Here is a 26,772-nt window from a genome sequence, read left to right on the forward strand (position 1 = left end):
AAATTTCGCAACGCGCTATGCCACAGGCGCGCATTTTCTGCACATATCCGCGCAATTACGGATCAAATCCGGGCGAGGCACGCCCCCCAGGTGAAGCCGCCACCCATCGCTTCGAACATCACCAGATCGCCATCCTTGATCCGTCCGTCCTTGCGCGCGGTGTCATAGGCCAGGGGTACCGACGCAGCCGACGTGTTGGCGTGGGACTGGACCGTGACAATCACCTTTTCAGCCGGGATGCCGAGCTTTTTCGCGGTGGCATCCAGAATGCGTGCGTTCGCCTGATGCGGCACCACCCAGTCGATCTCGCTTGCCGAAATATCAGCGTCTTCAAGCACTTCATTGAGAACGCTTGAAAGGTTGACGACTGCGTGGCGGAACACTTCGCGCCCCTTCATCCGCAGATGGCCGACGGTTTGCGTGGTCGACGGGCCGCCATCGACATAGAGCAGATCATGCTGCGCTCCGTCCGCGTGCAGGCGGCTGGCGAGCACGCCTGTACCCGGTGCGTTGTCGCCCGCCGCCTCCAGCACGATAGCCCCCGCGCCATCGCCGAACAGCACACAGGTGGTGCGATCTTCCCAATCGAGGATTCGGCTGAAGGTTTCCGCGCCGATCACCAGCGCACGCTTGGCCATGCCGGTCTTCAGCAGCGAATCGGCAGTCGTCAGCGCGTAGAGAAACCCCGAACACACCGCCGCGACGTCAAAGGCGATGCCCCCGTTGCAGCCGAGCGCGGCCTGAACCTTTGTCGCGGTTGCGGGGAATGTGTTGTCGGGCGTCGCGGTTGCCAACACGATCAGGTCAATCTCGCTCGCGTCGATCCCGGCATCAGCCAGCGCCGCGCGCGCTGCCGCCGTCGCCAGCGTCGAAGTGGTTTCCCCCTCGCCCGCGATGTGGCGCTGGCGAATGCCGGTGCGCTCGATGATCCATTCGTCCGAAGTGTCGATCCGTTCGGCCAGTTCGGCATTGGTGACGACCCGTTCGGGCAAGGCCGAACCGGAACCGATTATCCGAGAACCGCTCACGCTGCCGCCCCGCTCTCGTCCCCGGCGGGCGCGGCAGGCGTCGATCCGTTGGAACGCAGGGCGTCCTCGCCCAGTTCGGCAAGGTCGCGCGAAATGCGCTGGGTCAGATTGTTTTCGAGCAGGCGCGCCGCGACCGCTACCGCATTGGCAACGCCCTTGGCCGTGGCGCTGCCGTGGCTTTTCACCACCACGCCGTTAAGGCCGAGGAACACCGCGCCATTGTGGTTGTTCGGATCGAGATGGTGCCGCAGCAGCTCGGTCGCCGGGCGCGACACCAGAAACCCGATCTTCGAACGCAGCGAGCTGGTGAATGCCTGGCGCAGCAGGTCAGTGACGAAGCGCGCCGAACCTTCGATCGCCTTCAGCGCGATATTGCCGGAAAAACCGTCGGTCACGACGACATGGGTTTCGCCGCGGTTGATCTTGTCGCTTTCGACAAAGCCGTCGAACTGCAGCGCCAGCCCGCCGTCTTCGCGCGCGGAAGCAGCGGCCAGCGTCGCGGCGGCTTCGCGCAGCGCCTCGGTACCCTTGATTTCCTCGGTCCCGATGTTGAGCAGGCGGACCACGGGCCGCTCAAAGCCGTTGACGATGCGCGAATAGGCCGCGCCCATGATCGCGAACTGGACGAGGTTGCGCGCGTCGGCGTCGGTGTTTGCGCCCAGATCGAGCATCACCACGTCATGCGCTTCGAGCGTCGGCATGAGTGCGGCAAGCGCAGGGCGATCGATCCCCGGCATGGTGCGCAGGGCAATCTTGCTCATCGCCATCAGCGCGCCGGTGTTGCCCGCGCTGACAGCTGCGCCGGCGTGGCCTTCCTTCACCGCGTTGACGGCGAGGCCCATGCTGGTCGTCTTGGCACGGCGCAGCGCGCGTGACGGCAGCTCGTCGCCGCTGATCACGTCTTCGCAATGGAGGATTTCGGACGCGCCGCGCATTCCGGGATGGTTTTCCAGCGCGGCTTCGATTCGCGCCTGATCGCCCACCAGCAGGAACTGGAAGTCCTCATGCTGGCGGCGAGCGATCGCGGCGCCTTCGATCATGACGCGCACGCCTTCATCGCCGCCCATCGCATCCACAGCGATACGCGGGAGAGTCATGCGCTACGATCCTTCTTTAATCTGGCTTCAGATGCCCTTGGGCGCGATCACTTCACGGCCATTGTAATAGCCGCAAGCGGGGCACAGGTTGTGCGGCCGCTTCAGTTCGCCACAGTTGGAGCATTCATGGAACGCTTCGACGCGGAGCGAATCGTGCGCACGACGCATGCCGCGACGTGACGGGGAAACTTTTCTCTTGGGGACTGCCATGGCCGAGCCACTTCCTCAAATAAAACGTGTGTTTGCGCGGGTTTTCGCGCCGGTTCTTCGAAAACGCCCTTAGGGCAAGGCCGCGATCCGCACAAGGTTTAGCCCCATGCGATGCGTCCAAGCCGATAGTGGCGGGAAGCCGCGCGCTATAGCGAATAAATTGGAGGTTGCAAGCGGTGTAACCCCGCGCCAAGCAGGTGGACGGCAATAAATACAATCGAGGGGATCCGCCATGACTGCACTGCTACCTGTCACTTTGTCCGCAGCCGCCGCTGCCGCCGTTCTCAACATCTGGCTGTCGATCCGCATCGGCGCGATCCGCCGGGCGGCGGGAATCAGCATTGGCGACGGTGGCAGCGAGCCGCTGGAGCGCCGGATGCGCGCGCAGGCGAACTTTGTCGAGAATACGCCGTTTGTTCTCGCCCTGATCGCAGCGGTGGAGCTGGCGGGCGCGGGCGGCCAGTGGCTGCAATATGTCGCTGCCGTGTATTTCCTCGGCCGGATCGCGCATGGGTTCGGCATGGATGGCGGATCGATGCAGATCGGCCGGATGATCGGCACGCTGGTGACGATGCTGACGCTGCTGGGCCTCGCCGTGGTGGCGGCGCTGGTGGCTGCGGGTGTAATGTAAAGACGAAAGTGGATCGCGCCCATCGGCCCGCCAGCTGGCAGGCCGCAAGCGCGACCGCGCGCCCGCAGCGGGTGCGTAGCGCAGCGAAGCACGTCTAGCGAGGACGCTCCGGCGGATGCCGGAGCAAAAATCAGGAAAGCGCGTAATCGCTTACGAAGGCATTGGTCTTGCGCTCGCGACCGAAGGTACTGGTCGGGCCGTGGCCGGGGATGAACATCACGTCCTCGCCCAGCGGCCACAGGCGCTGCGTGATCGAGTCGATCAGGTCCTGATGATTGCCCTTGGGGAAGTCCGTCCGCCCGATTGACCCCTGGAACAGCACGTCGCCGACGATGGCGAAGCGGCTCGGTTCGTGGAAGAACACGACATGGCCGGGCGTGTGGCCGGGGCAGTGGATCACGTCGAGCGTCAATTCGCCCACCGTCACCGTGTCGCCATGCTTGAGCCAGCGCGTCGGCTCGAATGTCTTGGCCGTCATCCCCCAGCGCGCACCGTCATCGTCGAGCTGCGCGATCCAGAAACGGTCGTCCTCATGCGGCCCTTCGATCGGCAGGCCCAGCTCGTCCGCCAGCATCCCTGTCTGCCCGCAATGATCGAGATGCCCGTGCGTGACGAGCAGCTTTTCCAGCGTCACCCCCGCCTTGGCCACGCCCTCTTTCAGCTTGTCGAGATCGCCACCGGGATCAACCAGTGCGCCCTTCATCGTCTTGGTGCACCAGATCAGCGAGCAATTCTGCTGCAACGGTGTCACCGGAATGATCGCGGCGCGCATGGGGGGAGTGGGTTTGGTTTCGGTCATGGGGGTGAGATGGAAGCTTGCCGTTCAAAATGCAATCTGTAGCATTTGACAGCGCACGTGCTGCAAAAGGAATACGCATTGGCGAAGTACACGGACTTGCCGCTACTAATGCGATGGACTGAAGGGCTTGTCGTCACGCTGATCGTCATGATCGGATGGCTGCCCGCAATCTGGTTCGTCACCTTTGTATCGAGGATCGTCGGCGTTGATCTTGGTGTCGGCCTTCATGCGCTGCTGACCGTACTGCTGCTGGCGGGAGCAGTGTATGGTTCCTCGCGAGCCATCCATCGGCTCTGGCCGCATGAGAAGCAGGACTAAATCCTCCCCCCCTTCCACACAACCCGGCCGATGACCTCCATCTCCTCGGCGCTGACTTCGACGGGGGGATAGGAGAGGTTTTGCGATAGCAGCGCGAAGCGGCCTGCGCCGGCTTGCGCCACGCGCTTCACCATCAGCGTATCACCCAGGCGCACGACGTGGACCCCGTCGCGGAAGGCGCGCGGGGCGCGGTCTATCAGGATTTCGTCGCCATTGCGCAGCAGCGGCTCCATCGAATCGCCCTCCACCGTGATCGCGACCAGTTGTGCGCCCTCCAGCCCCTGTTCCGCCAGCCAGCGGCGGGAAAAGCGGAAGGCGTCGAACGCCTGCTCGCTCACCGGAAGCGCGCCCGGCCCTGCCGAAGCGCCGATGTCGAGCCGGGGCACATCCACCCAGTCACCCGGATCGCGCCGCATACGTGTTTGCGCGTAGGAATTTTCCTGCGGTGATTCGCCGCCTCCGCCCAGCTCCTCTTCCGCCACGCCAAAGAAGGTGGCGAGCGTCCGCCGGTCCCCTTCCTCCAGCTTTCGCGGAGAACCTTTGCGAATGAATTGTTGCAGATAGCTCGCATTGCGCCCGAGCATGTCGGACAGGCGGGCAAGGCTCACCCCGCGTTGTTGCGACAGTTCCAGCAGCCGCGCACGGGCGCCGTCGGGGTGTGTTTCATCGGGCTTAACCATCAATCCTTCCTACATGAAGGATTTTTCCTAGACAAGTAGGATTTCAAATGGAACATTTCAGGAACACCGAGCGATTCGCAGGGTCGCGAATCCCGATGCCCACAAGGTCAGGAGCCACAGATGCTGATACGCAAAGTCGAACAATTCCTGAGACGCCACGATATGCCCGCCACCAAATTCGGGCGGCTCGCGGCGCATGATCCGCGCTTCGTGCTGGATCTGCGGATGGGGCGTATCCCCCGCCCCGCCACGGAAAAGCGCACGCTGGAATGGATGGAGCGTTACGAACTGACGCAACTCGCCCGCCACGCGACTCTGGCCGAACTGTGCGCGCACGCCGGGTTCGAGATCAAAGGCCGGATTGCCGATACCCGTCAGGAGATGCGCCATGCTGCATGAAGCACTGATCGAAATCGCCCGCATCGCCGGGTTCGAAACCAAATCCGCCGATGCGCCTGCGCCCAGTCGCCAGACCGCGCGCCGCTACAGACCGCGCCGCACCGTGTCGGACAGGGTGCGCGAAGCGGTGCTGACCCTCGCCGAGGGCAAGGCCAGCCTTCTGACGCATGAGGAAACCGCGTGGCACTCGATCACGTTTTCAGGGACGCGGCATGAATTCATGCTCGATTTCGACGGGATCGAAGCCGTGGTGGCGGGCGAGAACTTCCTCGAGGCGCTGCCCGATCACGAATTCGCAATTCCCGGCCACCTCGTCGCCGATGCGACCATCCGCGAAGTCAATCACCGTTTTGGCGCGAACGAGCGCATGCTGGTGACTGCGGTGCTGCTGTTGCTGGAGGAGGGGTAACCCCCTCCTCCTTATCCTTTGATCACAATCATCTTTTCGATGGTCATCTCGTGGCAGGTATAGGGAATGCCCCCTACCCCGTGGCCCGATGTGCGCAGGCCCGCAAAGGGCATCCAGTCAGTGCGGAAGGCGGTGTGGTCGTTCACCATCACCGCTGACGCATCGATGTTGCGATAGGTGTGCATCGCCGATGACAGGTCATTGGTGAACACCGCCGCCTGAAACGCCACGTCGAGCGAATTGGCCTGTGCAATCGCCGCATCGACATCGTCATAGGAATAGATGCAGACGGCAGGGCCAAACACTTCGTTGCGCGAAATCGTCGCCTCGGGTGAGGGATTGAGCAGCACCGTGGGGGCATAGGTGGTGTCGGACAGCTTCTCGCCCCCGCACAGCACCTTGGCCCCGCCTTCGCGGGCCTCGTCGATCCATTTGCCAACGCGGTCGACTTCCTTGGGCCGGATCAGCGGGCCGCATTCGGTATCTTCGTGAATGGCGTTGCCGACCTTCAGCTTGCTCGCGGCGTCGGCCATGCGGCTGGCCAGATCATCGACGATGGAGCTGTGCGCGAACACCCGCTGCACCGACACGCAGACCTGCCCCGAATGGTAGAACCCGCCCTTGGTCAGGCTGGGCACGGCCAGATCGAGATTGGCGCTGGGATCGACGATCACCGGAGCGACTCCGCCATGTTCCAGCGCGCAGCGCGTCCCCGGCGCGAGTTTCGACCGAAGCGACCAGCCAACGCCCGCCGATCCGATGAAGCTGAAGAATGCGACGCGGGGATCGCTCACCATCCGCTCCGACACGTCACGCGGCGGCTGCACCGCCTGCGCCCAGTCGGGCTCCAACCCGGCTTCGTGCAGGATCGAGACGAATTCGAAGCAAGACAGCGGGGTATCCGCCGCCGGCTTGACGATCACCGGACAGCCCGTGGCCACCGCCGGGGCGACCTGATGCACGATCAGGTTGAGCGGGTGGTTGAAGGCCGAAACCGCCACCACCACGCCAATCGGTTCGCGCGTGGTCCACGCCAGCCGGCCATCGCCCGCCGCCGTCAGCCCCATCGGGATCTCGGTGCCTTTCAGCGCCCCGATTTCGTGGATGCACAGCTCCATCCCGTTGATCGCGCGGTCCACCTCGACCCGCGCATCGATCAACGGCTTTCCGCCTTCCGCCGCGACCTGCATGGCGAGGTGATCGCGGCGTTCGCGCATGATCTCCATCGCCCGGTGGAGGATCGCCGCGCGTTCATGCGGCTTCTTCCACTGCGAGCGATCGCGGAACAGCGCGTGCGCCTTTGTCAGCGCCGCATCGACGGCGTCCCAATCATGCGTGGGGACGCTGCCGACAGGAGACAGGTCGAACGGATTGACCACTTCATGCATGGCTTTTGTCCTTTGCAGTCAGTGTGATCAGAGCTGGGCCGACAGTTTCTTGATGTCGATGTTCAGGATCTGATCGTTCTCGCTGTAATCGACCGGGCAATCGATCAGGTGCACGCCCGGCGTGTCGCGGCAATGCGCGAGCAGTTCGGTCAGGTGCTGGCTCGATTCCACCCGGTGCCCCTTGGCGCCATAGCTTTCGGCATAGGCGACATAGTCGGGGTTGCCATAGGTCAGGCCGAAATCGGCAAAGCCCATATTCGCCTGTTTCCAGCGGATCATGCCATAGGCATCGTCGCGCAGGATCAGCACGGTGAGATTGAGGCCGAGGCGCACCGCGGTTTCCATCTCCTGGCTGTTCATCATGAAGCCGCCATCGCCGCAGATCGCCATCACCTTGCGATCGGGATAGAGCATCGCGCTCATCATCGCCGAAGGCAGACCTGCGCCCATCGTCGCCAGCGCGTTGTCGAGCAGCACGGTGTTGGGCAGGTAAGCGGTGTAACCGCGCGCGAACCAGATCTTGTACACGCCATTGTCGAGACAGATGATCCCGTCACGCGGCATGCATTCGCGCACCTGCTTGACGAGATGCGGCGGGAAGATCGGGAAACGGGTGTCCGCCGCCAGCGCGTTGGTGTGATCCAGTTCGGCCTGATGATAGGCCAGCATGTGATCGAAATCCCAGCTGCGGTTGGGGCTGATGTCTTCCTTGATCTGCCAGATCGCGTTGGCGATGTCGCCAATCACTTCGATCTGCGGGAAATACACCGGATCGACTTCGGCCGTCTTGGTCGACACGTGGATCACGGTGACACCGTTGTCCTTCATGAAGAAGGGCGGCTTTTCGATCACGTCATGGCCGACATTGATGATGCAGTCCGATGCCTCCACCGCGCGGTGGACGAAATCGCCTGCGGAAAGCGCCGCGCAGCCGAGGAATTTCGGATGGCGTTCGTCAATCACGCCCTTGCCCATCTGCGTGGTGAGGAAGGGAATGCCGGTCTTTTCGACGAATTGTTCGAGCATCCGCCCGCACATCTTGCGGTTGGCGCCCGCACCGATGACAAGCACCGGGTTCTTCGCCGCCTCGATCGCCTTGACCGCCGCGCGCACCGCCTTGGGCTCTGCCGAAGGACGCCGCGCGATGCTCTTGGGCAGTGGCTTGTTGTCGGTGGTGGGCTCTTCCGCGATGTCCTCGGGCAGTTCGATCAGCGTCGCGCCCGGTTTTTCCTCTTCGGCGAGGCGATAGGCTTCGCGTACGCGGCTGGGAATGTTGTCCCCGGCGGCGATCTGGATCGAATATTTGGTGATCGGCTTCATCAGCGAAACGATGTCGACGATCTGGAAGCGGCCCTGCTTCGATTTCTTGATTGGTTTCTGGCCGGTGATCATCAGCACCGGCATGCCGCCCAATTGCGCATAGGCCGCGCTGGTCACGAAATTGGTCGCCCCCGGCCCCAGCGTCGCCATGCAAACGCCGGTCTTGCCGGTGTGGCGGCCATAGGTCGCCGCCATGAAGCCCGCACCCTGTTCGTGGCGGGTGAGGATCAGCTTGATCTTCTTTGACCGGCTGAGCGAATCGAGCAGGTCGAGGTTCTCTTCCCCCGGAACGCCGAAAATATACTCGCAGCCTTCAGCCTCCAGGCATTCGATAAAAACGTCCGAGGCTTTCTTGGTATCGCTCATGTGTATTCCCCCCAATGCACGCGGGCCTTTGCGCCGCCCGCAAGAATGACATCGCTTACGCAGCAGGTTGTCCCTTTTGCAGGACCGCACCCCTTCTTGCCTGCGGCGTTACGCGCTGAGTGTGACCGGACCGTGATGGCCGGTTATCGCGGGGGAGTATTGCAGGAATCCGTCAGATTCCAAGCGTGAAGCGCAACACGGCGGCGATCAGTAACCCAGTTTCGGGTCAAACACCGGGCCAACGGCTTCGCCCGCGCGGTATTTGGCGAGGTTTTCGAGGAAGCGATTGGCGCTGCGGATGAACATCATGTTCTGCGCGCGGCCCGACAGGTGCATTGTGACATGCGCATTGTCGAGCGACCACAACGGGTGATCCGCGGGCAGCGGTTCGGGCGTGGTCACGTCGAGGAACGCGGCCCCGATCGCCTTCTTCTCCAGCGCCTCCACCAGCGCGGGCTGATCGACAACGCTGCCGCGCGCGATGTTCACCAGCACGGCGTCGTTCTTCATCGCCGCCAGTTCCACCGCGCCTATCATCCCTTCGGTTTCGGGCGTGGCGGGCACGGCGAGGATGATCCAGTCGAAATCCTGCAATTTCGTTCGCCACTGATCCGGCGTCAGCACGCCCGGCCCGGCATTGCGGCGCACCACGGTAACTTCGACATCAAAGGCTTCGAGCCGCGGCTTGATCAGCTTGCCGATCGCGCCATAGCCCAGCAGCAGCGCCTTTGACCCGGCGAGTTCGCGCTTGCCTGGCGAATCCATCAGCCATTCGTGCCGCTCCTGCGCGCGCACGACTTCGCGGTAACCCTTGGCGATGTTGAGCATCCCCATGACGACGTATTCGGCGATGGTGATGGCGTTGATGCCCGCCCCGTTGGTGACGGTGATCCCGCGTTCGATTAGCACGTCCATCGGCAGGAAATCGAGGCCCGCATAGATCGAATTGAGCCATTTGAGATCGGTCGCCGCACGCAGCGTTTCGGCCATCGCGGCCTGATCGTTCATGTCGAACCAGCCGATCTCCGCCCCCTTCACCGCCTCCAGCGCTTCCTCATGCGTCATGAACCAGCGCACATCGAGATCATCGGGCAGCCGGGGTTCGAGCAGCGGGCGGATCAGCCCGGAGATTGCGAGGGTTGTCACAGTTTCCACTCCCATCCTAGCGGATCGCCGTCCATCACTTCGACGCCCTTGGCCGCTAGCTCGTCGCGTATCGCATCGGAGGTGGCGAAGTCCTTTTCCGCGCGCGCGGCGTTGCGGCGGGTGAGCGCGTCTTCGATTTCCTCTGCGGTGATCGCGGCGGTCTTGGGCCGGATGCGCAGTTCCTTGCGGGTGAGGTCGAACAGGCCGAGGCCCAGCACCGCGTCCATATGCTCCACCACCGCGCGCTTGATCCCGGCGTCGACCTTCTTGACGGCCAACGCGTCTTCCAGCGCGGTAAGCGCGATTGGCGTGCTAAGATCGTCGCTGATCGCGGCATCGAATTTCGCCAGCGTCTCGGCAAATTTGGGATGCTGGGCGAGCGGCTGGCTCGGTGCATCCGAAAGCCGTCCGGCAGCCATCACCATCCGCTTCAGCCGCGTCAGTGCCGCCTCAAGACCGTCCCACGAAAACTCCAGCTCGCTGCGGTAATGCGCCTGCAGGCACATCATGCGGTAGGCGAGCGGGTGATACCCCTTGTCCACCAGCAATTGCAGCCGCAGGAACTCGCCCGAGGACTTGCTCATCTTGCCGCTGCGTTCGACCAGGAAGTTGTTGTGCATCCAGATCTTCGCGCCCGAATGGGTTGCGACATCCAATGAACCACAGCCACAAAACGCCTGATTTTGCGCGATTTCATTGGGGTGGTGGATTTCGCGGTGGTCGATCCCGCCGGTGTGAATGTCGAACGGGAAGCCGAGCAGTTTTTCGCCCATCACCGAACATTCGAGATGCCATCCCGGCGCGCCCTTGCCCCACGGGCTGTCCCATTCCATCTGGCGCTTTTCGCCCGCCGGAGTCTTGCGCCAGATCGCGAAGTCGGCGGCGTTGCGCTTGCCCTCGACGCTCTCGATCCGCCCTTCCCCGTCTTCGGTAACGGCGCGCGCCAGCCGCCCGTAATCGGCGACGGTCGAGACATCGAAATAAAGCCCGCTCTCCAGTTCGTAGCAGTGCTTGTCCGCGATGCTTTTCGCGAATTCGATCATCTCGTCGATGTAATCGGTCGCGACCGACCACTTGGCCGGCTGGCGGATGTTAAGCGCCTTCACGTCCGCCCAATAGGCCTCGGTATAGTGCTGCGCGATGTCCCAGATGCTCTGCGCTTTCTCCGCAGCCATCTTCTCCATCTTGTCCTCGCCCTCATCGGCATCATCGGTCAGGTGGCCGACATCGGTGATGTTGATGATGTGGGTAAGCTTGTAGCCCTTGTAGGACAGCGTGCGGCCCAGCACGTCGGCAAAGACATAGGCGCGCATATTGCCGATGTGCGGGTAATTGTAGACCGTCGGCCCGCAGGTGTAGACGCGCGCCTCCCCTTCATGGACGGGCACGAAAGGTTCGATCTCGCGGGTGAGCGAGTTGAAGAGTTTGAGATCGGTCACTTCGAGAGGCATTGTGCGCGATAGCTATTTTGGTCAAGATTGAAGAATGACGAAACAAGTGATCAAATCGGCATTGCTCTTCGGAGCAGGTTTGTGGCTTACGTCGTGCGCCCATGCATTGCCCGATCGAGCAGACATCACCACGATCAAACGCTTTGCCGATGTAGAAGCGAACTTAGGCAAGCCTGTTCGTATCAAGGCGATCTACGGTGACATCAACGAAGCACGCGGCCTTTATTTGAGCGGCAGAGATTTTCGGTTGTTTGATCGAGGCGGGCAGTGCCTGCTCTATTCGGACGATACACTGAACCATGGCGAGCGTGTGGAGCTGTTCGGGACAATTACTGACAGCGGATGCGGGACCGAGCTATTTTGCATCACTGTCTGCCAACCCTACAAATTCGAGGCCTTAGCCGAGTAACTAATCGAACCCGACAAACTTGACCTGTTCGTCCAACGGCACGCGCTCACGCTCGAAATTGTTCACCGGCGCATCCGGGTCGCGATAGCCGATCGCCATGCCGCAGAAGAACATGTAGCGTTCTTTGTCCAAGCCGAGGAAATCGCGGATCACATCGGCATAGAGCGCCATGTATTCCTGGTAGCAGCTGTCGAGCCCTTCCTCGCGCAGCAGCAGAGCGACGGTTTGCAGCCACATGCCCGTGTCAGACCATTGCGCTTCCTTCATAAGGCGAGGGAAATAGACGAACAGCACCGCAGGCGCATCGAAGCTGGTGGCGTTGCGCGCCATTGCCGCCATGCGCGCGGCGCCATCGTCGCGGGCAATGCCCATCGCGCCGAACATTTCGCGCGATACGCCGTCGAGGCGCGCCTTGTAGGCTTCCTCGGTTCCCGGAGCGGCCCAATCGTATTCGGCGGCCTGCGGGGGCGTGGTGGTGATTTTCGCCTGCAGATCCTTGAGCGGCTGCCCGGTAACGATGCTCGCTTCCCACGGCTGGTAATTGCAGCCCGACGCAGCCCAGCGCGCCGTATCCATCACGCGGCGGATCGTTTCGAGCTCCACCGGCTTGTCGAGATAGGCACGGATGGATCGGCGGGTGGTGACGGCTTCGGTTACGTTCATACTAGTTCATTCCCCTTTGCCCCATCTCATCCTCAAACCACATTTCAACGTCATACCGAACGCCGGTCGTGGTTTGAAAATTCAAATAAGGTGAATAGTTTGCCTGCGCCCAACTCCAGAACTGGAGGAAACTTGCAGAAGGATAGTCTGGCCGCGCAAGTCCAATCTCTTTGGCCCACTCGCCACACATTTGCCGAACAGCCCTTTCTGCATCAGACTTTTTCATCGTCTCTTCGAGCCCTTCTCGTCCTCGAACAGTTCGGCAAGCTGCTCCATGATCGTGCCGCCCAGCTGTTCGACATCCATGATCGTCACCGCGCGCCGATAATAGCGGGTGACATCGTGGCCGATACCGATAGCGACGAGCTGGACGGGTGAAACCTTCTCGATCCATTCGATCACGCCGCGCAAATGCGCTTCGAGATAGCCTGCCGAATTGACGCTCAGCGTGCTGTCATCCACCGGCGCGCCGTCGGAAATCACCATCAGGATGCGGCGTTCCTCAGGCCGGTAGATCAGGCGGCTGTGCGCCCACATCAAGGCCTCGCCGTCGATGTTTTCTTTGAGCAGCCCTTCGCGCATCATCAGGCCGAGATTGCGCCGCGCGCGCCGCCATGGTTCGTCAGCCTGTTTGTAAATGATGTGCCGCAAGTCGTTGAGGCGGCCCGGATTTTGTGGCTTGCCATCGGCCAGCCACGCCTCGCGGCTTTGCCCGCCTTTCCATGCGCGGGTGGTGAAGCCGAGGATCTCGGTCTTGACCCCGCACCGCTCCAGCGTGCGCGCCAGAATGTCCGCGCTGATCGCGGCAATGCTGATCGGGCGGCCGCGCATCGAGCCGGAATTGTCAATCAGCAGGGTGACGATCGTGTCCTTGAACTCGACATCGCGCTCCACCTTGTAGGACAGCGCCGTGCCGGGGGAGACGATCACGCGGGAAAGGCGCGCGGCATCAAGCACGCCTTCTTCCTGATCGAAATCCCAGCTGCGGTTCTGCTGCGCCATCAGGCGGCGTTGCAGCCGGTTGGCCAGCCGCGTCACAACGCCCTGAAGCCCGGTCAGCTGGCTGTCGAGATAGGCGCGCAGCCGGTCCAGCTCTTCGGAATCGCACAGTTCGGGCGCTTCGACCACTTCGTCGAACCGTTCGGTAAAGGCCTTGTAATCGAGCCCGTCGGGAATGTCGGTCTGCGGGCGGTTGGGGCGCACGGGGGCGTTGGAGGCATCGCCTTCCTCGCCCGCTTCGCCGTCTTGCATGTCCTCGTCGGCGGACATTTCGCTGTCGGTTTCGCCTTCGCCGTCGCCTTCGGTCATTTCGCCCGCGGCTTCGGCGCTTTGCGGATCGGCATCGCCTTCGCGCTGCTCGTCCCCGGCCTGTTCGTCGTCCTCGCCCTGATCCTCTTCGGAATCGTCGTTTTCGGTCTGGTCGGGCTGATCGGTCGGGCGGGTCAGGTCGAGATCGCGCAGCATGTCGAGCGCGAGGCGTTGGAACACCGCCTGATCGCCGAGGTTTTCGCCCAGCGCGGCGAAATCGTCGCCCACCGTTTCCTCGATGAAGTCGCGCACCATGCTCACCCCGGCTTCGGCGCGTTTGGGGATCGGTTCCCCGGTCAGCTTTTCGCGCAGCATCAGCGACAAGGCGGTTTGCAGCGGCACTTCGGAGGAATTCTGCGCGCGCACGATGGCATCGGTGGCGGTGCGCATTTCGGTCGCGGCATCGAGGTTCGACCTGATCCCGCCGAACCGGCTTGCGCCTAGCGCCTCGTACCGCACCTGCTCGATCGCGTCATAACAGGCGCGCGCCACCGGCTCGGGCGGAGCGGAGCGTGCGTGCAGCCCCGCGTCATGATGGCGCAGCTTGAGCGCGAAACTGTCGGCAAAGCCGCGCGCTTCCGTCACCTGATCATGCGGCAGATCGCGCCCGGGCAGCGGAACGCGGAAACGGTTGCCGCTGGCACCGGGGACATCGGCGCTCCACGCCACTTCCACCTCGGCATCGCGCGCGATTGCCCGCGATGCACCGGTCAGCGCCTGCTTGAACCTGTCGAGTGGGGATTCTTCAGCCATTGGGTGGCAGATAGGAACTTATCGGGTGGCGGGCTACCTGTTAGTTTTAAAGGATGCTCTGCCCTGTGGCTTCCCAATCCTTCAGGAAGCCTTCGATGCCCTTGTCCGTCAGCACATGCTTGAACAGGCCGTGGATCACCTTGGGCGGCGCGGTCATGACATCGGCGCCGATCTTGGCGGCTTGCAGCACATGGGTGGTGTGGCGCACCGATGCGACGAGGATTTCGGTGGCAAAGCCGTAATTGTCATAGATAAGGCGGATGTCCTCGATCAGGTCCATCCCGTCGAAGCCGTTGTCGTCATGCCGTCCGACGAATGGCGAGATGAAAGTCGCCCCTGCCTTCGCCGCGAGCAGCGCCTGATTGGCGGAAAAGCACAGGGTGACGTTGACCATCGTGCCCTCGCCCGTCAGCGCCTTGCAGGTCTTTAGCCCGTCCACCGTCAACGGCACCTTTATGCAGACATTGTCGGCGATCTTGCGCAGCACCTCGGCCTCTTTCATCATCGTCGCGTGATCCAGCGCGACGACTTCGGCAGAGACGGGGCCGTCGACGATCCCGCAGATTTCCTTGGTCACCTCCATGAAATCCCGCCCGGATTTGGCAATCAGCGAAGGATTGGTGGTGACGCCATCAAGCAGGCCGGTGTCGGCCAGTTCCTTGATGTCGGCGATTTCGGCGGTGTCGACGAAGAATTTCATGGCGCGGATATCTCCCTTTGCGCGTGCGATTCGCTTGCGCGGGGGATGGCACAGCCGGGGCCGCAGGGCCAGATGTGCGAGCGCCTGCCTCCCCCGTCAAAGCACTCCGTTGCCGAATACCCCGATCAGCACAGGATCGCGGGTGGAGGCCGGATCGCGCCGGATCGCGGCTTCCTCAACGCCCATCTCGGTCCAGATTGCATCGTCGATATTGCCCGCCAGCCGCTGCGCTATTCCGCTGACATTGGTGCCCGCCGCCGCGTCGATCAGCTGGCCGACAAGCGGATCGGAAGCGATGCGGATCGCCTCGCCCAGTTCGGGCACCATCGCGTCGATCAGCCGCCCGCCCAACTCTCCGCGCAGCGCCTGCGTGGCCGCAGTCGGCCCGCCGCGCACCAGCTCCACCGCATTGGCGAGGCCAATCACCCGCACCGCATCGGTCACAACCGGCGCGGCGCGATAGGATGCGTCGATCGCGATATCGGCAAAGGCATCCTCCAGCCGATCCTTGAACAGCGCGGAAGTGAGGATGCGCGATACCACATCGCCGCGCGCGCCCAGCAGATTGCCAAGGCCCAGCCGCGCCACCTGCGTATCCCAATAGCCGTCCGGCGCGATCAGCCGGGCAAAGGCGCGCTCGCTCGACAACAGCAGCAATCGGCGCACCGCTTCGGTCAGGCTGAAGCCGGGCATTGTCGAACAGGCCGGCAGCGCCAGCACCAACGCACCGCCCGCGCCCGCTTTCAGAAAATGCCTGCGCCCCAGTTCCGTAATCTCGTGTCCGTTCATATCCCTGACCCTTTGCCTTGTGGTTTGCATGTCTGTGCCTTCATATTGCCGAACCGCATATGAACCGCGTCCGCCTCCTTGTCCTCAACGCCGCGCTCGGCCCGCTGGATTACAGCGTGCCCGAAGGCATGGCGGTGGAACCCGGCAGCGTGGTCGTCGCGCCGCTCGGCCCGCGCACCGTCACCGGCATCGTCTGGGACGAAGGCCGCCTGCCCGGAACCGAGGTGGACGCGTCCAAACTACGGCCCTTGCGCGAAGTTATTCCCGTGCCGCCGCTTTCGGCGCCCTTGCGCCGCCTGATCGAATGGACCGCCGATTATTACTGCGCGGCGCTGGCCAGCGTTGCGCGCATGGTGCTGTCGAGCGGGGGTGCGCTGGGCGGGCCGACCACCATGACCGAATACCGCCTGTCGGGCGGCCTGCCCGAACGCATGACCCCGCAGCGCCTCGCCGCGATAGAGGCGCTGGACGGCGAACAGGGCACGATCCGCGAACTCGCAGGGATCGCGGGCGTATCCGAAGGGGTTCTGCGCGGGCTGGTGAACCAGGGGGTGATAGAGCCGGTGACGGTGGCGATCGATCGCCCCTACCCCATTGCCGATCCCGATTACGATCAGCCCGATCTTTCGCCCGATCAGCAGTCCGTCGCGGATGTGCTGGTGCAAGCGGTCAAGGCGCGCGAATTTGCGCCCTTCCTGATCGACGGGGTGACAGGATCGGGCAAGACCGAAACCTATTTCGAACCCGTCGCGCAGGCGCTGCGGATGGGGCGGCAGGTGCTGGTGCTGCTGCCCGAAATCGCTCTGACCGAAAATTTCCTGTCGCGCTTCGAAGACCGCTTTGGCGCGGCCCCGGTGCAATGGCATTCCTCGCTCAGATCGACCGAGCGGCGGCGCGCATGGCGGGCGATTTCCGAAGGTTCGGCTCAGGTCGTGGTGGGCGCGCGTTCGGCGCTGTTCCTGCCCTATGCCGATCTCGGGCTGATCGTTGTCGATGAAGCGCATGAAATCAGTTTCAAGCAGGATGACGGGGTGCGCTACAACGCGCGCGACGTATCGGTGATGCGCGCCCGGTTCGAACGGCTGCCGGTGGTGCTGGCGAGCGCGACCCCGGCGCTCGAAAGCCTGCACATGGCAAGCACGGGCACTTACACAAAGCTCGATTTGCCAAGCCGTTTCGGCGGCGCGCAATTGCCCGATATCAAGCTGGTCGATCTGACGCAGGAAAAACCGCCAAGCGGGCGCTGGCTCGCCGCGCCGCTGATCGCCGGGATAGAGGCGCGACTGGAAGCGGGCGAGCAGGTGCTGCTGTTCCTCAACCGGCGCGGCTATGCCCCGCTGACGCTGTGCCGCAATTGCGGGCATCGCTTCAAATGCCCCAATTGCAGCGCGTGGCTGGTCGAACACCGGCTTTCGGCGCGGCTCGCCTGCCACCATTGCGGGCTGGAGACAAAGCCGCCCGATGCCTGCCCTGAATGCGGCGAAGGCGATTGCCTGGTCGCCTGCGGCCCCGGCGTCGAACGGATCGCGGACGAGGTTTCGGCGCTGTTTCCCGATGCCCGCGTCGCGGTCGCCACGTCCGACACGCTCGGATCGCCCGAACGCGCCGCGCAATTCATCGCCCAGGTGCGCGAAGGCGCGATCGACGTGATCGTCGGCACGCAATTGGTGACGAAGGGGTTCCACTTCCCCGAACTGACGCTGGTGGGCGTGGTCGACGCGGATCTGGGCCTTGAAGGCGGAGACTTGCGCGCGGCGGAGCGCACCTATTCGCAGGTTGCGCAGGTTGCCGGGCGCGCCGGTCGGGGCGAGAAACCGGGCGAAGTGCTGATCCAGACGCGCCATCCGGAGGCTCCCGTTATCGCCGCGCTCGCCAACGGGGATCGCGACGCCTTCTACGCGGCAGAGACAGAGGCCCGGCGCGATGCGGGTGCGCCGCCGTTCGGGCGGTGGGCGGCGATCATCATATCGTCGGAGGACGAACGCGAAGCGCGCGAGGCGGCGGTGCGGCTGGGTGATACCCGCCCGCATCTGCCCGACATCCACATCCTTGGCCCCGCCCCCGCCCCGCTCGCGCTGCTGCGAGGGAGGTATCGCTACCGCTTTCTCGTCAATGCAAGGCGCAGCGCGAATTTGCAGGACACATTGCGCGAATGGCTGGACCGCCAGCAATTCCCGCCGGGCGTGCGCGTGGGCGTGGATGTCGATCCCTACAGCTTCGTTTGAAGGCGCATTAGGCCAATTCTAACCAGTCTGGTGCAAAGCCCCCTGCCATGCAGTTCAAGGAGGCTTTGACGGTGAAACCCGCCGCATGGATGATCGCGCTGAGTGCCGCGTCGCTGGCCGGCACCCCGGCGCTTGCTGATGAAGGTCAGGCTGAAAGCGCCGACGCGCCGCAGCAGTGGCATGTCATGATCTCGCTGTATGAATCGGTGCAGAAGAACAGCTGCGGCGACAGGATCTACAAGGTCAGCACCGCCGAGCCGATCGTGATCGACGGGCCGGACACGATCACGGTCAATCACATCAACACCGTCGTCGGCGAATGGATGGCGCATCTGCGCACCGTTTCGCCCGCGGCATGGCGGATGGTGAATGGCGACACGGGCGATCACGTCACCGATGTCTATTTCCGCCGTTCGCACGAAGAGGCGGTGCGCGCCTTCACCCGCGACGGCCATCTTGAGCGCGAGCCGGGATGCTGGGGATCGGTGCTGATGAAGCATCCGGTCGAAAGCTTCGCCTTCAGCGCGCCGGCCGATTTCGTGAAGTGGGAATTCGGGCAGGAACCCCCGCCCCCGCCCGGCGTCGGCGGAGTGACGCGCGATCTGGCACCGATACCGGGGATCGCCCCCACTCGCTGACCAGAAACGCGGGATTGACCGGCACTTATCGCGCGCCCGTGCATTGACGGGGCGATGAGCAATCCTGTCCTAGTCCCCGTCCTCGGCGATCAGCTGACCCGTACTCTTTCCTCCCTGCGCGGCTGCGCGAAGGAGGACACCGTCATCCTGATGATGGAGGTGTGGGACGAAGCGACATACGTCAAACATCACAAGCAGAAGATCGTCCTGATCTTCTCCGCGATGCGCCATTTTGCCGCTGAACTGCGCGATGCGGGGTGGCGCGTCGATTATGTGAAGCTGACCGATGAAGACAATTCGGGTAGCTTTACCGGCGAAGTCGCCCGCGCGATCGAACGCCACACCCCGCGCAAGCTCCGCGTTACCGAGGCGGGCGAATGGCGGGTGCAGCAGCAGATCGAGGAATGGCCGGACAAATTCGCCTGCGAGGTCGAATTGCTGCCCGACGATCGCTTCCTGTGCTCGCACGCCGAATTTCGCGACTGGGCGGACGGTCGCAAGCATCTGACGATGGAGCATTTCTATCGCGAGATGCGCCGCAAGACCGGGCTGCTGATGCGTGATGACGGCAAACCCGTGGGCGGCGAATGGAATTACGATGCCGAAAACCGCCAATCGCCCGATTCCGGCATCAATCCGCCCCCCGCCCCCAAATTCGAACCCGATGACATCACCGGGGAGGTGATCACGCTGGTCAAGGATCATTTCGGCGATCACTTCGGCGATCTCGAACCCTTCGGCTGGCCTGTCACATCGGATCAGGCGCAGGAAGCCGCCGATGCCTTCTTCGCCCAGAGGCTCGGTAAATTCGGCCCCTATCAGGACGCGATGGTGCACGGGTCGGACGATCTTTACCACTCCATGCTGTCGACCAGCATCAACCTCGGCCTGATCGACCCGCTTGAGCTGTGCCGCCGCGCCGAACAGGCTTATTCAGACGGCAAGGCCCCGCTCAATTCGGTGGAGGGGTTCATCCGCCAGATCATCGGCTGGCGCGAATATGTGCGCGGGTTCTATTGGCTGAAAATGCCCGGTCTTGCCGACGACAACGCGCTCAACGCCGCCCGCCCCCTGCCCGAATTCTTCTGGACCGGCAAAACCGACATGCGCTGCCTTGCCGATTGCGTGCGCACCACGCGCGAAGACGCGCATGCGCACCATATCCAGCGGCTGATGGTGCTCGGCAATTTCTGCCTGATCGCCGGGATCGATCCCAAGGCGGTTCAGGACTGGTATCTCGCCGTCTATGCCGATGCGTTCGAATGGGTCGAACTGCCCAATGTCGCCGCGATGGTGCTCTATGCCGACGGCGGCAACCTTGCGACGAAGCCCTATGCCGCCTCGGGCAATTACATCAACAAGATGTCCGATTACTGCAAGAAATGCAGCTACAAGGTGGCCCAGAAGACCGGCGACGGAGCCTGCCCGTTCAACCCGCTGTACTGGCATTTCATGGACGCCAACCGCGAACGGCTGGAATCGAACCACCGCATCGGCCGCATCTACGCGACATGGGACCGCATGGGCGAGGCGAAACAGCGTGAATATCTGGACAGCGCAGAGAAGTTTCTGGACAGCCTCACGCCAGCCAGCGAAGGATGGGCGCGAACCGTAAATTGAGGAGCCGACACCAATGCTTACCGTCCACCACCTGCGCATTTCGCAATCCGAACGCATTGTCTGGCTGTGTGAGGAACTGGGGCTGGATTACGAGCTGGTGCTCTACAATCGCGATCCCGAAACGCGGCTGGCCCCGCCTGAGCTGAAGGCGCTGCACCCGATGCAGGTCGCCCCCGTCATCACCGACGGTGACCTGGTGCTGGGCGAAAGCGGCGCGATCGTCGAGTATATCGTCGGCAAATATGCGCCCGATACGGCGCTTGTCCCCGGCCCCGATCATCCGGACTTTGCCGATCACCTGTACTGGTTCCACTTCGCCAACGCGACTTTCATGACCAACGGCATGATGCAGATCGCGGTCAACTTTGCCGGGGCGCAAATGCCGCTGCCGCTGCAAAAGCGGGTGGACAATGCCTGGGCGCAGATCGAGGCGCGGCTGGGCGAAGCGGACTATTTCGGCGGATCGCAGCTGACCACCGCCGACATCATGATGGTGTTCCAGCTGACCACCAGCCGCGCTTTCAACGGCATGACGATCGATCACCTGCCCAATCTGAAAGCCTACCTCCAACGCATCGGATCGCGCGAGGCGTATCAGACGGCGATGGCCAAATGCGAACCGGGAATGCCGCCGAAATTGGATTGAGGGCGCGTTGCGCGGGCGCAGGGATTGCCGGCAGGAATTGACTAACCCCCCAATAATACTACGTAAGTTTACTAGGACTAACGCGAAAACATGCGTCGATTCGCCCGCCGTTTTCGCTTGGGGGGAATATATCGCTTGAAGAAAACCATCCTCGCAGGCGCGTCGATCGTGACGCTCGCCATCGCATCGCCGGCCATGGCGCAGAGCAATTCCAGCACGATCGAGCAGATCGGTGATGGCGACATCGCGACGGTCAGCCAGCCGGGATCGGGCAACACCTCCGAAGTGACGCAGGACGGGTTGGCCATCGGGGCGGTCGACAACATCGCCAATGAAGCCACCATCACGCAGGCTGGCACTGGCGGCTTTTCCGAAGTGGTGCAAACGGGCGACAACACCGCCACGGTGAACCAGACCGCGAGCGCCGTTGGCATGAATTCCGAACTGTTCCAGGAAAACGCCGGCGGCGGCCAAAGCAACACCGCCATAGTGATGCAAGACGGCACGGGATCGGGGATCGGATCGGGCACAGGTTCGCTGATCGATCAGGGCGGAACCAATGGCAGCGTGACTGTAACGCAGGGCGCGGGCACCACCGATGCGCTCAGCATCGTGATCCAGAGCGGTGACAATACGGCAGCCACCGTGACGCAGATTTCGGGCACGGGCAGTGTCTCAACGGTCAGTCAGTCCGGCTCGTCCCTGCAAGCAACCGTGACGCAATCGGGTGACGGCAATGTCTCCGAAACAGTGCAATCGGGGTCGCTTGGCCGGATCGTGGTCAATCAGAATGCCGACAACAGCAATTCCAGCGTCACCCAGAGCGGCGACAAGGCGCATGCGATTGTGACGCAGTCGGGCACGGGTCAGACTGCAATCATCGATCAATCGTCTCCGCTTCCGTCTAATCCCAATGTCGAAGCCGGGGCGAGCATTGTGCAAAGCGGATCGAACAACTCTGCCGACGTCAATCAGAGCGGCACCTTCGGACGGCGTCTCTACTCGCAGCCCAACGTCGGCGGTCTGCTGCAGAACGACGCGCCCTATGCCAACGTGGTGCAATCGGGCGATGCGAACTTTGCCGACATTGACCAGCCCGGTGTCTCCAACGGCATCAATGTCCGCCAGTCGGGCAACCGCAACCGGCTGACTTCGTTGCAGACGGGAGAGGAAACCGTGCATCGGACCACCCAAACCGGCGATGACAATTCGGTTATCGTGACCCAGGCCGCCCTGTTCGATACACTATCGACCAGCAGCGTAGATATCGATCAGATTGGCGATCGCAATTCGGTCTTGCTGGACCAGAGCGGGATCGGCGTTCCATTAGGCGCGGTGCCACGTCTGATCGTTTTTCAACGGGGGGATGACAATGCGGTCGACGCCGTTCAATCAGGGCGCGGGGTAACGGCCGATGTGGAGCAGATCGGCAATACGAACCGGGCGGTGGTCAGGCAGAATGCTGCATCCGATCTCAACCTCACCACCATCGACCAGCGGGGTGACAACAACCTTTCCGAAGTCACGCAGGATGGCCCCAGGAACCTCGCACGAGTGTTTCAGATCGGCGATCTCGGCGAGTCCTGCATTACCCAGGACGGAGACATTAACCGCGCAGTCGTGGATCAGGGCGGGGTAGGCGATGTCTCGACGATCACGCAGTCGGGATCTGCCAACAACGTGACTGTAAGCCAGAACGTGCCTTGATCTGCGGAAGGGGAAAGGCTTTCCTACTCGCCTGCGCGCTGCGATGATCGGGGCGGCTCTTTCGCATTGTCAGACCCGCCCGCAAGCTGGGCATTTTGCGTGACACTTCGCATGGCCAAAGAGTGACGCTTTGCGCGCCCAAGAGTGACAGTCTTTGCAATTGCGGGTGACACTTCTGCACGAAAGGTGACACTCTGGCCGCAAAGGTAACGGTTTTGCGCTGAAAGGGTGACAGGATGGGGATTTTATCCCTGGACAGTGTTCCACCTGTTCCACCCTGTTGGGAATCACCCCTGCTGCTCGCGCTTCAGCAGCTCCGCCTTGATCTCGGGGCCATAGGCGTATCCGCCCACGCCGCCTGATGCGGGGACGACGCGGTGGCACGGGATCAGCACCGCGATGGCGTTGGCGCCATTGGCGCTGCCCACGGCGCGGCTGGCCTTGGGATTGCCCAGCATCGCCGCCTGTTCGCCATAGCTGCGCGTCTCGCCCGCAGGGATACGGCGCAGCGCCTCCCAGCAGGCCTGCTGAAACGCGGTGCCCCTGACGTCCAGCGGGATATGCGCGTTGTCGCTGCCCGGCTGTTCGACCGCGGCGAGCACTTCGTCGAACAGCGCGGCAAAGCTGTCATCCGCCTCGACCAGATCGGCCTTGGGGAAACGGGCGCGCAGTTCGGCTTCGCCTTCACCGAAGGACAGGCAGCAAACGCCCTTGTCCGTGGCGGCGACCAGCATCGGGCCGAGCGTCGTTTGCATGACGCGCCAGTGGATCTGGCGGCCCTCGCCCCCGCTCTGCCAATCGCTTGCCGTCATGCCCAGCCTTCCCTTCGTTTCGTCATAGAAGCGCGAGGGGCTGGAATAGCCCGCCTCGTACAGCGCCTGCGTCACGCTCGCCCCGGTTTCCAGCGCCTCACGCACGCGCTCCTCGCGCAGGGCACGGGCGAAGGCCGCAGGGGACAGGCCCACGGTGCGCTTGAACAGCCGCTGGAAATGGGTCGGCGAATAGCCGGTCAGATCGGCCAGCTGATCGAGCGTCTTTGCCCCGTCCGCCCTGATCGCGGCGATGGCGGCCAGCACGCAGGCTTCCTCCGCGCTCTGGGTATTGGGGGAACACCGCTTGCAGGCGCGCAGGCCCGCGCCTTCGGCATCGGCAGGGGTCGCGTAAAAGCGCACGTTGCGGCGCAAGGGCGCGCGCGCCGGACATGACGGGCGGCAGTAAATGCCGGTCGAATGGACGCCCGTGACAAAGGCGCCGTCATAGCGCCGGTCCTTCGCCAGCGCGATCTGCCAGCGTTCGTCATCGGTAAGGGTCGTTGTCTGTGTCATGGCCGTGGTGTCGCAGGCTTTCGACATAAGCGCATCCCGAAGCTTGCGGTCAATGTCAGGCGCGGCATAAGGGTGGGTGATGACACGCTTTGTCCGACTGGTCGCCGCCCCTTTGTTCGCGCTGCTGGCGCTCGCCTTCACCGCCCTGCCCGCATCCGCCGATCCGGGCGATGTCGATGCGGCGGCGCGCGGCGTGGTGCGCGTGGTGCTGATCGACCGCAGCGGCGGCGAAGTGGTGCCGGTAACGCATGGCAGCGGCTTTGCGGTGTCCTCGACCATGATCGTCACCAACGCCCACGTCATCCGCGAAGCCTTGCAGGACGACACGCTGCGGATCGGGATCGTACCGAGCGAAGGCGACGCGGCGACCTTTGCCACGCCTGTCGCGGTCAGCCCGCGCAACGACCTTGCTCTGCTGGAGATCACCGACGGATCGCTGCGCCTGCCTCCGCTGACGATCGCGGGCGGCGTTGCCGGTGACATGGGCGAGGTGTCGGCAGTGGGATACCCGATGAACGTCGATCTCGCTCAGGGGCTGGAAATGCGCGACATCTTCCGCGCCCAGCCTCCGGTGAAGAGCCGCGGCTTCCTGTCGGGCCAGCGCCCTTCGCGCCAGTTCGACACGATCCTGCATACTGCCCCGATCGCGCGCGGCAATTCGGGCGGGCCGCTGCTGGACGGATGCGGGCGGGTGCTGGGGGTCAACAGCTTCGGCGCGGATTCGGACGGATCGGATGCCGAGTTCTACTTCGCCGTGTCCCTGCGCGAGTTGCTGCCCTTCCTGCGCGAAAACGGGATTGAGCCTTCGGTCAACGCCCTGCCCTGCCGCTCGATCGACGAATTGAACGCCGCCGAACGCGCCCGATTCGAGGCACAGCGGGCGGAAACGCAGGCGCGGCTGGACGCACGCGAAGCGGAACTGCGCGAAGCCCGCGAACAGGCCCGGCTGCAAGCGCAGATCGAAGTGCTCGATGCGCGCGACAATGCGATGGCGCTGGCGATGGTGCTGCTGCTGCTCGGGATCGGATCGGGCTATGCCGCGCTCCAGCTGCGCAAGAGCCAGCACGACAATCCCGAGAATCGCAACCGCGCCATCATCGCGGCAGTGATCGCCGGCCTCGCCCTGATCGCGACGGTGATGGTGTGGCTGACCCGTCCCGGCTTCAGCGAGATCGAGGAGCGGGTCGCCGCGATCCTCGACGAACGCAACAACACCGACGGCGCAGACGCACCCACCGGCGATATTGCAAGCGACGGGACGCTGATCTGTACGCTCGACACCGAACGCAGCCGGATCACGGGGGCGCGCACGGATGACGTGGAGTTCGACTGGGCGGCGGACGGCTGTGTCAACCAACGCACACAATACGGGCTGTCGGGCGGCAACTGGACCCGCGTATTCGTGCCGAGCGACGAGGCGGCGGTTTCGGTCAATGTCTATGATCCGGACACCCGCACCTTCCGTACCGATCGCTATCTGCTGGGCCGCGCCGCAATGGACGCCGCGCGCGAAGCCCGCCGCGAATACGACCCGCCCGCCTGCGGGGTAACGGACGCGCAACGCACGCTGGGCGAACAGCAAAGCGCGCTGCTCTCCCTGCTGCCCGACCGCCCGAACGAGCGGCTGGTCTACACCTGCGAGACGAAGCGCGCGGGTGTTGTTGGCGCAGCGGCACCCTAAGCTGAAGAGAGATATACGAGGAGCCGACTGACGCCAGAGCCGTCCAGATTGATGCTCCGCTCTAGGCCGCCAGCGCCTCACCGCTCAACGTGATGCGGTGCATTTCGCGGTAGTGGCCGTGATAATCGTTCATCGCATTGTGCCACGTGGTGCGATTGTCCCAGATTGCCACCGTGCCCGGTTTCCATTCAAGACGGCATTGATTGTCGCCCGTCAGTGCGGCGTCGAACAATTGCTGCAGCAGCGGCATGCTTTCTGCGCGGGTCTGGCCGACGAAATGGATCGTGAAGGCGCTGTTGACATAAAGCAGCTTGCGGCCGGTATGCGGATGGCGGATCACCACCGGGTGAATCGCTCCGGTCTTCAGGTCCTGCCCGCGCAGTGACTTGGCCATGTCGGTCTGGGCGTAAAGGCCGTCTGCCTTGTAAACGTGATCGGCGGTGTGGAATGCCTCCAGCCCTTCAACCGCCGCCTTCAACTCGTCGGACAGCGCATCATAGGCCGCGCCCATGTGCGCCCACATGGTATCGCCACCCTTTGGCGGCAGGTGCCGGGCGACCAGCACCGATCCCATCGCCGGGATCTGGTCATAGGAATGATCGGTGTGCCAGGCGCCGCCGATATTGGTCTGCTGGTCAGGCTCTTTCTTGACCACGGCGATTTCGTTGTAATCGTCTTGCAGCGGGAAATAGTTGTTTACGTCGATCCCGCCCCAGCGACGGCCGAAAGTGATGTGATCTTCAGGCGTGAATTCCTGATCACGGAACACCGCGACTCCATATTCATAAATCGCCTGCTTGATCTCCTGCATTTCGGCATCGCTGCATTGCGCCAGCTTTACGCCCGAAACTTCGACGCCGCATTTGGGCGCCATCGGCGTCAGTTGCATTTTCCCTCTCCCACTCGGCCCGCTTACCGTCCGGTAAGCCAAATGCCAGATACACTCTTTTTCCGCAAGCTGACAGACTCTGTACTCCCTCCGCTTGCGCAATCCAGATTCAATTGCTAGGCGCGCGCCAGCTTTGGCGGGAAGCCCCTATGTGCCCTGCCGCTTCAAAGCTGCACA

Annotated in this window: 27 protein-coding genes; 11 read left to right on the forward strand and 16 right to left on the reverse strand. The window is 63.1% G+C overall.

The window, feature by feature from the left end; genetic code table 11:
* Window positions 1–62 precede the first annotated feature (62 nt).
* From AABA34_RS12795 to rpmF, 3 genes are read right to left on the reverse strand one after another with little or no spacing between them, the layout of a single operon-like run.
* A complete protein-coding gene (locus AABA34_RS12795; protein WP_338302936.1) occupies window positions 63–1,028 on the reverse strand; it encodes a beta-ketoacyl-ACP synthase III in 966 nt (321 codons plus the stop codon).
* Window positions 1,025–2,125, reverse strand: coding sequence for a phosphate acyltransferase PlsX (plsX, locus tag AABA34_RS12800; protein WP_034954570.1), 1,101 nt, complete (start codon window positions 2,123–2,125; stop codon window positions 1,025–1,027). Before plsX ends, AABA34_RS12795 begins: the two co-directional genes overlap by 4 nt.
* 27 nt (window positions 2,126–2,152) lie before the next feature.
* Complete coding sequence (gene rpmF, locus AABA34_RS12805; RefSeq protein WP_252258196.1) at window positions 2,153–2,335, reverse strand: 50S ribosomal protein L32; 183 nt, start codon at window positions 2,333–2,335, stop codon at window positions 2,153–2,155.
* A gap of 232 nt (window positions 2,336–2,567) precedes the next feature.
* Here rpmF and AABA34_RS12810 point away from each other — a divergent pair, with 232 nt between their 5' ends.
* Window positions 2,568–2,966 (forward strand): MAPEG family protein, encoded by a 399-nt coding sequence (locus tag AABA34_RS12810; RefSeq protein WP_338302937.1) that lies wholly within the window; start codon window positions 2,568–2,570, stop codon window positions 2,964–2,966.
* Between the two features lie 130 nt (window positions 2,967–3,096).
* On the opposite strand, the gene AABA34_RS12815 is transcribed toward AABA34_RS12810, so the two are convergent.
* Window positions 3,097–3,765, reverse strand: coding sequence for an MBL fold metallo-hydrolase (locus tag AABA34_RS12815; protein WP_338302938.1), 669 nt, complete (start codon window positions 3,763–3,765; stop codon window positions 3,097–3,099).
* A gap of 108 nt (window positions 3,766–3,873) precedes the next feature.
* On the opposite strand from AABA34_RS12815, the gene AABA34_RS12820 reads away from it, so the two are divergent.
* A complete protein-coding gene (locus AABA34_RS12820; RefSeq protein ID WP_338302939.1) occupies window positions 3,874–4,083 on the forward strand; it encodes a hypothetical protein in 210 nt (69 codons plus the stop codon).
* On the opposite strand, the gene AABA34_RS12825 is transcribed toward AABA34_RS12820, so the two are convergent.
* Window positions 4,080–4,763, reverse strand: a complete 684-nt coding sequence (locus tag AABA34_RS12825; protein ID WP_338302940.1) for a S24 family peptidase — start codon at window positions 4,761–4,763, stop codon at window positions 4,080–4,082. The genes AABA34_RS12820 and AABA34_RS12825 overlap by 4 nt on opposite strands.
* Before the next feature lie 120 nt (window positions 4,764–4,883).
* On the opposite strand from AABA34_RS12825, the gene AABA34_RS12830 reads away from it, so the two are divergent.
* A complete protein-coding gene (locus tag AABA34_RS12830) occupies window positions 4,884–5,162 on the forward strand; it encodes a hypothetical protein (protein WP_338302941.1) in 279 nt (92 codons plus the stop codon).
* The gene (locus AABA34_RS12835; protein WP_338302942.1) at window positions 5,152–5,571 is read left to right on the forward strand and encodes a hypothetical protein; all 420 of its coding nucleotides are present in this window, start codon (window positions 5,152–5,154) and stop codon (window positions 5,569–5,571) included. Before AABA34_RS12830 ends, AABA34_RS12835 begins: the two co-directional genes overlap by 11 nt.
* 11 nt (window positions 5,572–5,582) lie before the next feature.
* Here the strand turns inward: AABA34_RS12835 and AABA34_RS12840 are convergent, their stop codons facing one another.
* From AABA34_RS12840 to cysS, 4 genes are all read right to left on the reverse strand, one after another.
* On the reverse strand, window positions 5,583–6,959 hold the full coding sequence (locus tag AABA34_RS12840) for an aldehyde dehydrogenase family protein (protein WP_338302943.1): 1,377 nt from the start codon (window positions 6,957–6,959) through the stop codon (window positions 5,583–5,585).
* Window positions 6,960–6,986: 27 nt separating this feature from the next.
* The gene (locus AABA34_RS12845; protein WP_034954581.1) at window positions 6,987–8,645 is read right to left on the reverse strand and encodes an acetolactate synthase large subunit; all 1,659 of its coding nucleotides are present in this window, start codon (window positions 8,643–8,645) and stop codon (window positions 6,987–6,989) included.
* Window positions 8,646–8,852: 207 nt separating this feature from the next.
* The gene (locus AABA34_RS12850) at window positions 8,853–9,791 is read right to left on the reverse strand and encodes a D-2-hydroxyacid dehydrogenase (RefSeq protein WP_338302944.1); all 939 of its coding nucleotides are present in this window, start codon (window positions 9,789–9,791) and stop codon (window positions 8,853–8,855) included.
* The gene (gene cysS / locus AABA34_RS12855; protein ID WP_338302945.1) at window positions 9,788–11,230 is read right to left on the reverse strand and encodes a cysteine--tRNA ligase; all 1,443 of its coding nucleotides are present in this window, start codon (window positions 11,228–11,230) and stop codon (window positions 9,788–9,790) included. The genes AABA34_RS12850 and cysS overlap by 4 nt, the downstream gene beginning before the upstream one ends.
* 46 nt (window positions 11,231–11,276) lie before the next feature.
* Between cysS and AABA34_RS12860 the strand changes: the two genes are divergently transcribed.
* Window positions 11,277–11,651 (forward strand): hypothetical protein, encoded by a 375-nt coding sequence (locus AABA34_RS12860; RefSeq protein WP_034954585.1) that lies wholly within the window; start codon window positions 11,277–11,279, stop codon window positions 11,649–11,651.
* Here AABA34_RS12860 and AABA34_RS12865 read toward each other — a convergent pair whose 3' ends face one another.
* From AABA34_RS12865 to AABA34_RS12885, 5 genes are all read right to left on the reverse strand, one after another.
* Window positions 11,652–12,314 carry a nitroreductase gene (locus AABA34_RS12865; RefSeq protein ID WP_338302946.1) on the reverse strand — a complete coding sequence of 221 codons (663 nt, stop codon included), beginning with the start codon at window positions 12,312–12,314 and terminating at the stop codon, window positions 11,652–11,654.
* A gap of 1 nt (window position 12,315) precedes the next feature.
* Window positions 12,316–12,540: a hypothetical protein gene (locus AABA34_RS12870; protein ID WP_338302947.1), complete on the reverse strand. Its 225-nt coding sequence runs from the start codon at window positions 12,538–12,540 to the stop codon at window positions 12,316–12,318.
* Window positions 12,537–14,375: a cobaltochelatase subunit CobT gene (gene cobT / locus AABA34_RS12875; RefSeq protein ID WP_338302948.1), complete on the reverse strand. Its 1,839-nt coding sequence runs from the start codon at window positions 14,373–14,375 to the stop codon at window positions 12,537–12,539. Before cobT ends, AABA34_RS12870 begins: the two co-directional genes overlap by 4 nt.
* Before the next feature lie 46 nt (window positions 14,376–14,421).
* Window positions 14,422–15,075: a fructose-6-phosphate aldolase gene (gene fsa / locus AABA34_RS12880; protein WP_034954591.1), complete on the reverse strand. Its 654-nt coding sequence runs from the start codon at window positions 15,073–15,075 to the stop codon at window positions 14,422–14,424.
* 96 nt (window positions 15,076–15,171) lie between these two features.
* Window positions 15,172–15,864, reverse strand: a complete 693-nt coding sequence (locus tag AABA34_RS12885) for a DUF4197 domain-containing protein (RefSeq protein ID WP_034954593.1) — start codon at window positions 15,862–15,864, stop codon at window positions 15,172–15,174.
* Between the two features lie 59 nt (window positions 15,865–15,923).
* On the opposite strand from AABA34_RS12885, the gene AABA34_RS12890 reads away from it, so the two are divergent.
* The 5 genes from AABA34_RS12890 (at window position 15,924) to AABA34_RS12910 (ending at window position 22,700) form a co-directional block, all read left to right on the forward strand.
* Entirely contained in the window at window positions 15,924–18,089 is a 2,166-nt protein-coding gene (locus AABA34_RS12890; RefSeq protein WP_338302949.1) for a primosomal protein N', read from the forward strand.
* Between the two features lie 47 nt (window positions 18,090–18,136).
* On the forward strand, window positions 18,137–18,727 hold the full coding sequence (locus AABA34_RS12895; RefSeq protein WP_338302950.1) for a hypothetical protein: 591 nt from the start codon (window positions 18,137–18,139) through the stop codon (window positions 18,725–18,727).
* 54 nt (window positions 18,728–18,781) lie between these two features.
* A complete protein-coding gene (locus AABA34_RS12900; protein WP_338302951.1) occupies window positions 18,782–20,347 on the forward strand; it encodes a cryptochrome/photolyase family protein in 1,566 nt (521 codons plus the stop codon).
* A gap of 13 nt (window positions 20,348–20,360) precedes the next feature.
* On the forward strand, window positions 20,361–20,993 hold the full coding sequence (locus tag AABA34_RS12905) for a glutathione S-transferase family protein (RefSeq protein ID WP_338302952.1): 633 nt from the start codon (window positions 20,361–20,363) through the stop codon (window positions 20,991–20,993).
* 135 nt (window positions 20,994–21,128) lie between these two features.
* On the forward strand, window positions 21,129–22,700 hold the full coding sequence (locus AABA34_RS12910) for a hypothetical protein (RefSeq protein ID WP_338302954.1): 1,572 nt from the start codon (window positions 21,129–21,131) through the stop codon (window positions 22,698–22,700).
* Between the two features lie 287 nt (window positions 22,701–22,987).
* On the opposite strand, the gene ada is transcribed toward AABA34_RS12910, so the two are convergent.
* Window positions 22,988–24,025 (reverse strand): bifunctional DNA-binding transcriptional regulator/O6-methylguanine-DNA methyltransferase Ada, encoded by a 1,038-nt coding sequence (ada, locus tag AABA34_RS12915; RefSeq protein WP_252258217.1) that lies wholly within the window; start codon window positions 24,023–24,025, stop codon window positions 22,988–22,990.
* A gap of 79 nt (window positions 24,026–24,104) precedes the next feature.
* Here ada and AABA34_RS12920 point away from each other — a divergent pair, with 79 nt between their 5' ends.
* Window positions 24,105–25,706, forward strand: a complete 1,602-nt coding sequence (locus AABA34_RS12920) for a trypsin-like peptidase domain-containing protein (protein ID WP_338302955.1) — start codon at window positions 24,105–24,107, stop codon at window positions 25,704–25,706.
* A gap of 61 nt (window positions 25,707–25,767) precedes the next feature.
* On the opposite strand, the gene AABA34_RS12925 is transcribed toward AABA34_RS12920, so the two are convergent.
* Window positions 25,768–26,595, reverse strand: coding sequence for a TauD/TfdA dioxygenase family protein (locus tag AABA34_RS12925; RefSeq protein WP_338302956.1), 828 nt, complete (start codon window positions 26,593–26,595; stop codon window positions 25,768–25,770).
* Window positions 26,596–26,772: the final 177 nt, after the last annotated feature.

Source organism: Erythrobacter sp. Dej080120_24 (genome assembly GCF_036322605.1).
GTDB classification, from domain to species: Bacteria; Pseudomonadota; Alphaproteobacteria; order Sphingomonadales; family Sphingomonadaceae; genus Erythrobacter; species Erythrobacter aurantius.

Bases quoted from the DNA above. Each gene is read 5' to 3' on its own strand.
- rpmF (WP_252258196.1), bottom strand. From the start codon at position 2,335: ATGGCAGTCCCCAAGAGAAAAGTTTCCCCGTCACGTCGCGGCATGCGT.
- AABA34_RS12820 (WP_338302939.1), top strand. From the start codon at position 3,874: ATGCGATGGACTGAAGGGCTTGTCGTCACGCTGATCGTCATGATCGGA.
- AABA34_RS12905 (WP_338302952.1), top strand. From the start codon at position 20,361: ATGCTTACCGTCCACCACCTGCGCATTTCGCAATCCGAACGCATTGTC.
- AABA34_RS12835 (WP_338302942.1), top strand. From the start codon at position 5,152: ATGCTGCATGAAGCACTGATCGAAATCGCCCGCATCGCCGGGTTCGAA.
- AABA34_RS12860 (WP_034954585.1), top strand. From the start codon at position 11,277: ATGACGAAACAAGTGATCAAATCGGCATTGCTCTTCGGAGCAGGTTTG.
- plsX (WP_034954570.1), bottom strand. From the start codon at position 2,125: ATGACTCTCCCGCGTATCGCTGTGGATGCGATGGGCGGCGATGAAGGC.
- AABA34_RS12845 (WP_034954581.1), bottom strand. From the start codon at position 8,645: ATGAGCGATACCAAGAAAGCCTCGGACGTTTTTATCGAATGCCTGGAG.
- AABA34_RS12890 (WP_338302949.1), top strand. From the start codon at position 15,924: ATGAACCGCGTCCGCCTCCTTGTCCTCAACGCCGCGCTCGGCCCGCTG.
- AABA34_RS12810 (WP_338302937.1), top strand. From the start codon at position 2,568: ATGACTGCACTGCTACCTGTCACTTTGTCCGCAGCCGCCGCTGCCGCC.
- fsa (WP_034954591.1), bottom strand. From the start codon at position 15,075: ATGAAATTCTTCGTCGACACCGCCGAAATCGCCGACATCAAGGAACTG.
- AABA34_RS12870 (WP_338302947.1), bottom strand. From the start codon at position 12,540: ATGAAAAAGTCTGATGCAGAAAGGGCTGTTCGGCAAATGTGTGGCGAG.
- AABA34_RS12895 (WP_338302950.1), top strand. From the start codon at position 18,137: ATGCAGTTCAAGGAGGCTTTGACGGTGAAACCCGCCGCATGGATGATC.
- AABA34_RS12925 (WP_338302956.1), bottom strand. From the start codon at position 26,595: ATGCAACTGACGCCGATGGCGCCCAAATGCGGCGTCGAAGTTTCGGGC.
- AABA34_RS12840 (WP_338302943.1), bottom strand. From the start codon at position 6,959: ATGCATGAAGTGGTCAATCCGTTCGACCTGTCTCCTGTCGGCAGCGTC.
- AABA34_RS12830 (WP_338302941.1), top strand. From the start codon at position 4,884: ATGCTGATACGCAAAGTCGAACAATTCCTGAGACGCCACGATATGCCC.
- AABA34_RS12815 (WP_338302938.1), bottom strand. From the start codon at position 3,765: ATGACCGAAACCAAACCCACTCCCCCCATGCGCGCCGCGATCATTCCG.
- ada (WP_252258217.1), bottom strand. From the start codon at position 24,025: ATGACACAGACAACGACCCTTACCGATGACGAACGCTGGCAGATCGCG.
- AABA34_RS12920 (WP_338302955.1), top strand. From the start codon at position 24,105: ATGACACGCTTTGTCCGACTGGTCGCCGCCCCTTTGTTCGCGCTGCTG.
- AABA34_RS12900 (WP_338302951.1), top strand. From the start codon at position 18,782: ATGAGCAATCCTGTCCTAGTCCCCGTCCTCGGCGATCAGCTGACCCGT.
- AABA34_RS12865 (WP_338302946.1), bottom strand. From the start codon at position 12,314: ATGAACGTAACCGAAGCCGTCACCACCCGCCGATCCATCCGTGCCTAT.
- AABA34_RS12825 (WP_338302940.1), bottom strand. From the start codon at position 4,763: ATGGTTAAGCCCGATGAAACACACCCCGACGGCGCCCGTGCGCGGCTG.
- cobT (WP_338302948.1), bottom strand. From the start codon at position 14,375: ATGGCTGAAGAATCCCCACTCGACAGGTTCAAGCAGGCGCTGACCGGT.
- AABA34_RS12885 (WP_034954593.1), bottom strand. From the start codon at position 15,864: ATGAACGGACACGAGATTACGGAACTGGGGCGCAGGCATTTTCTGAAA.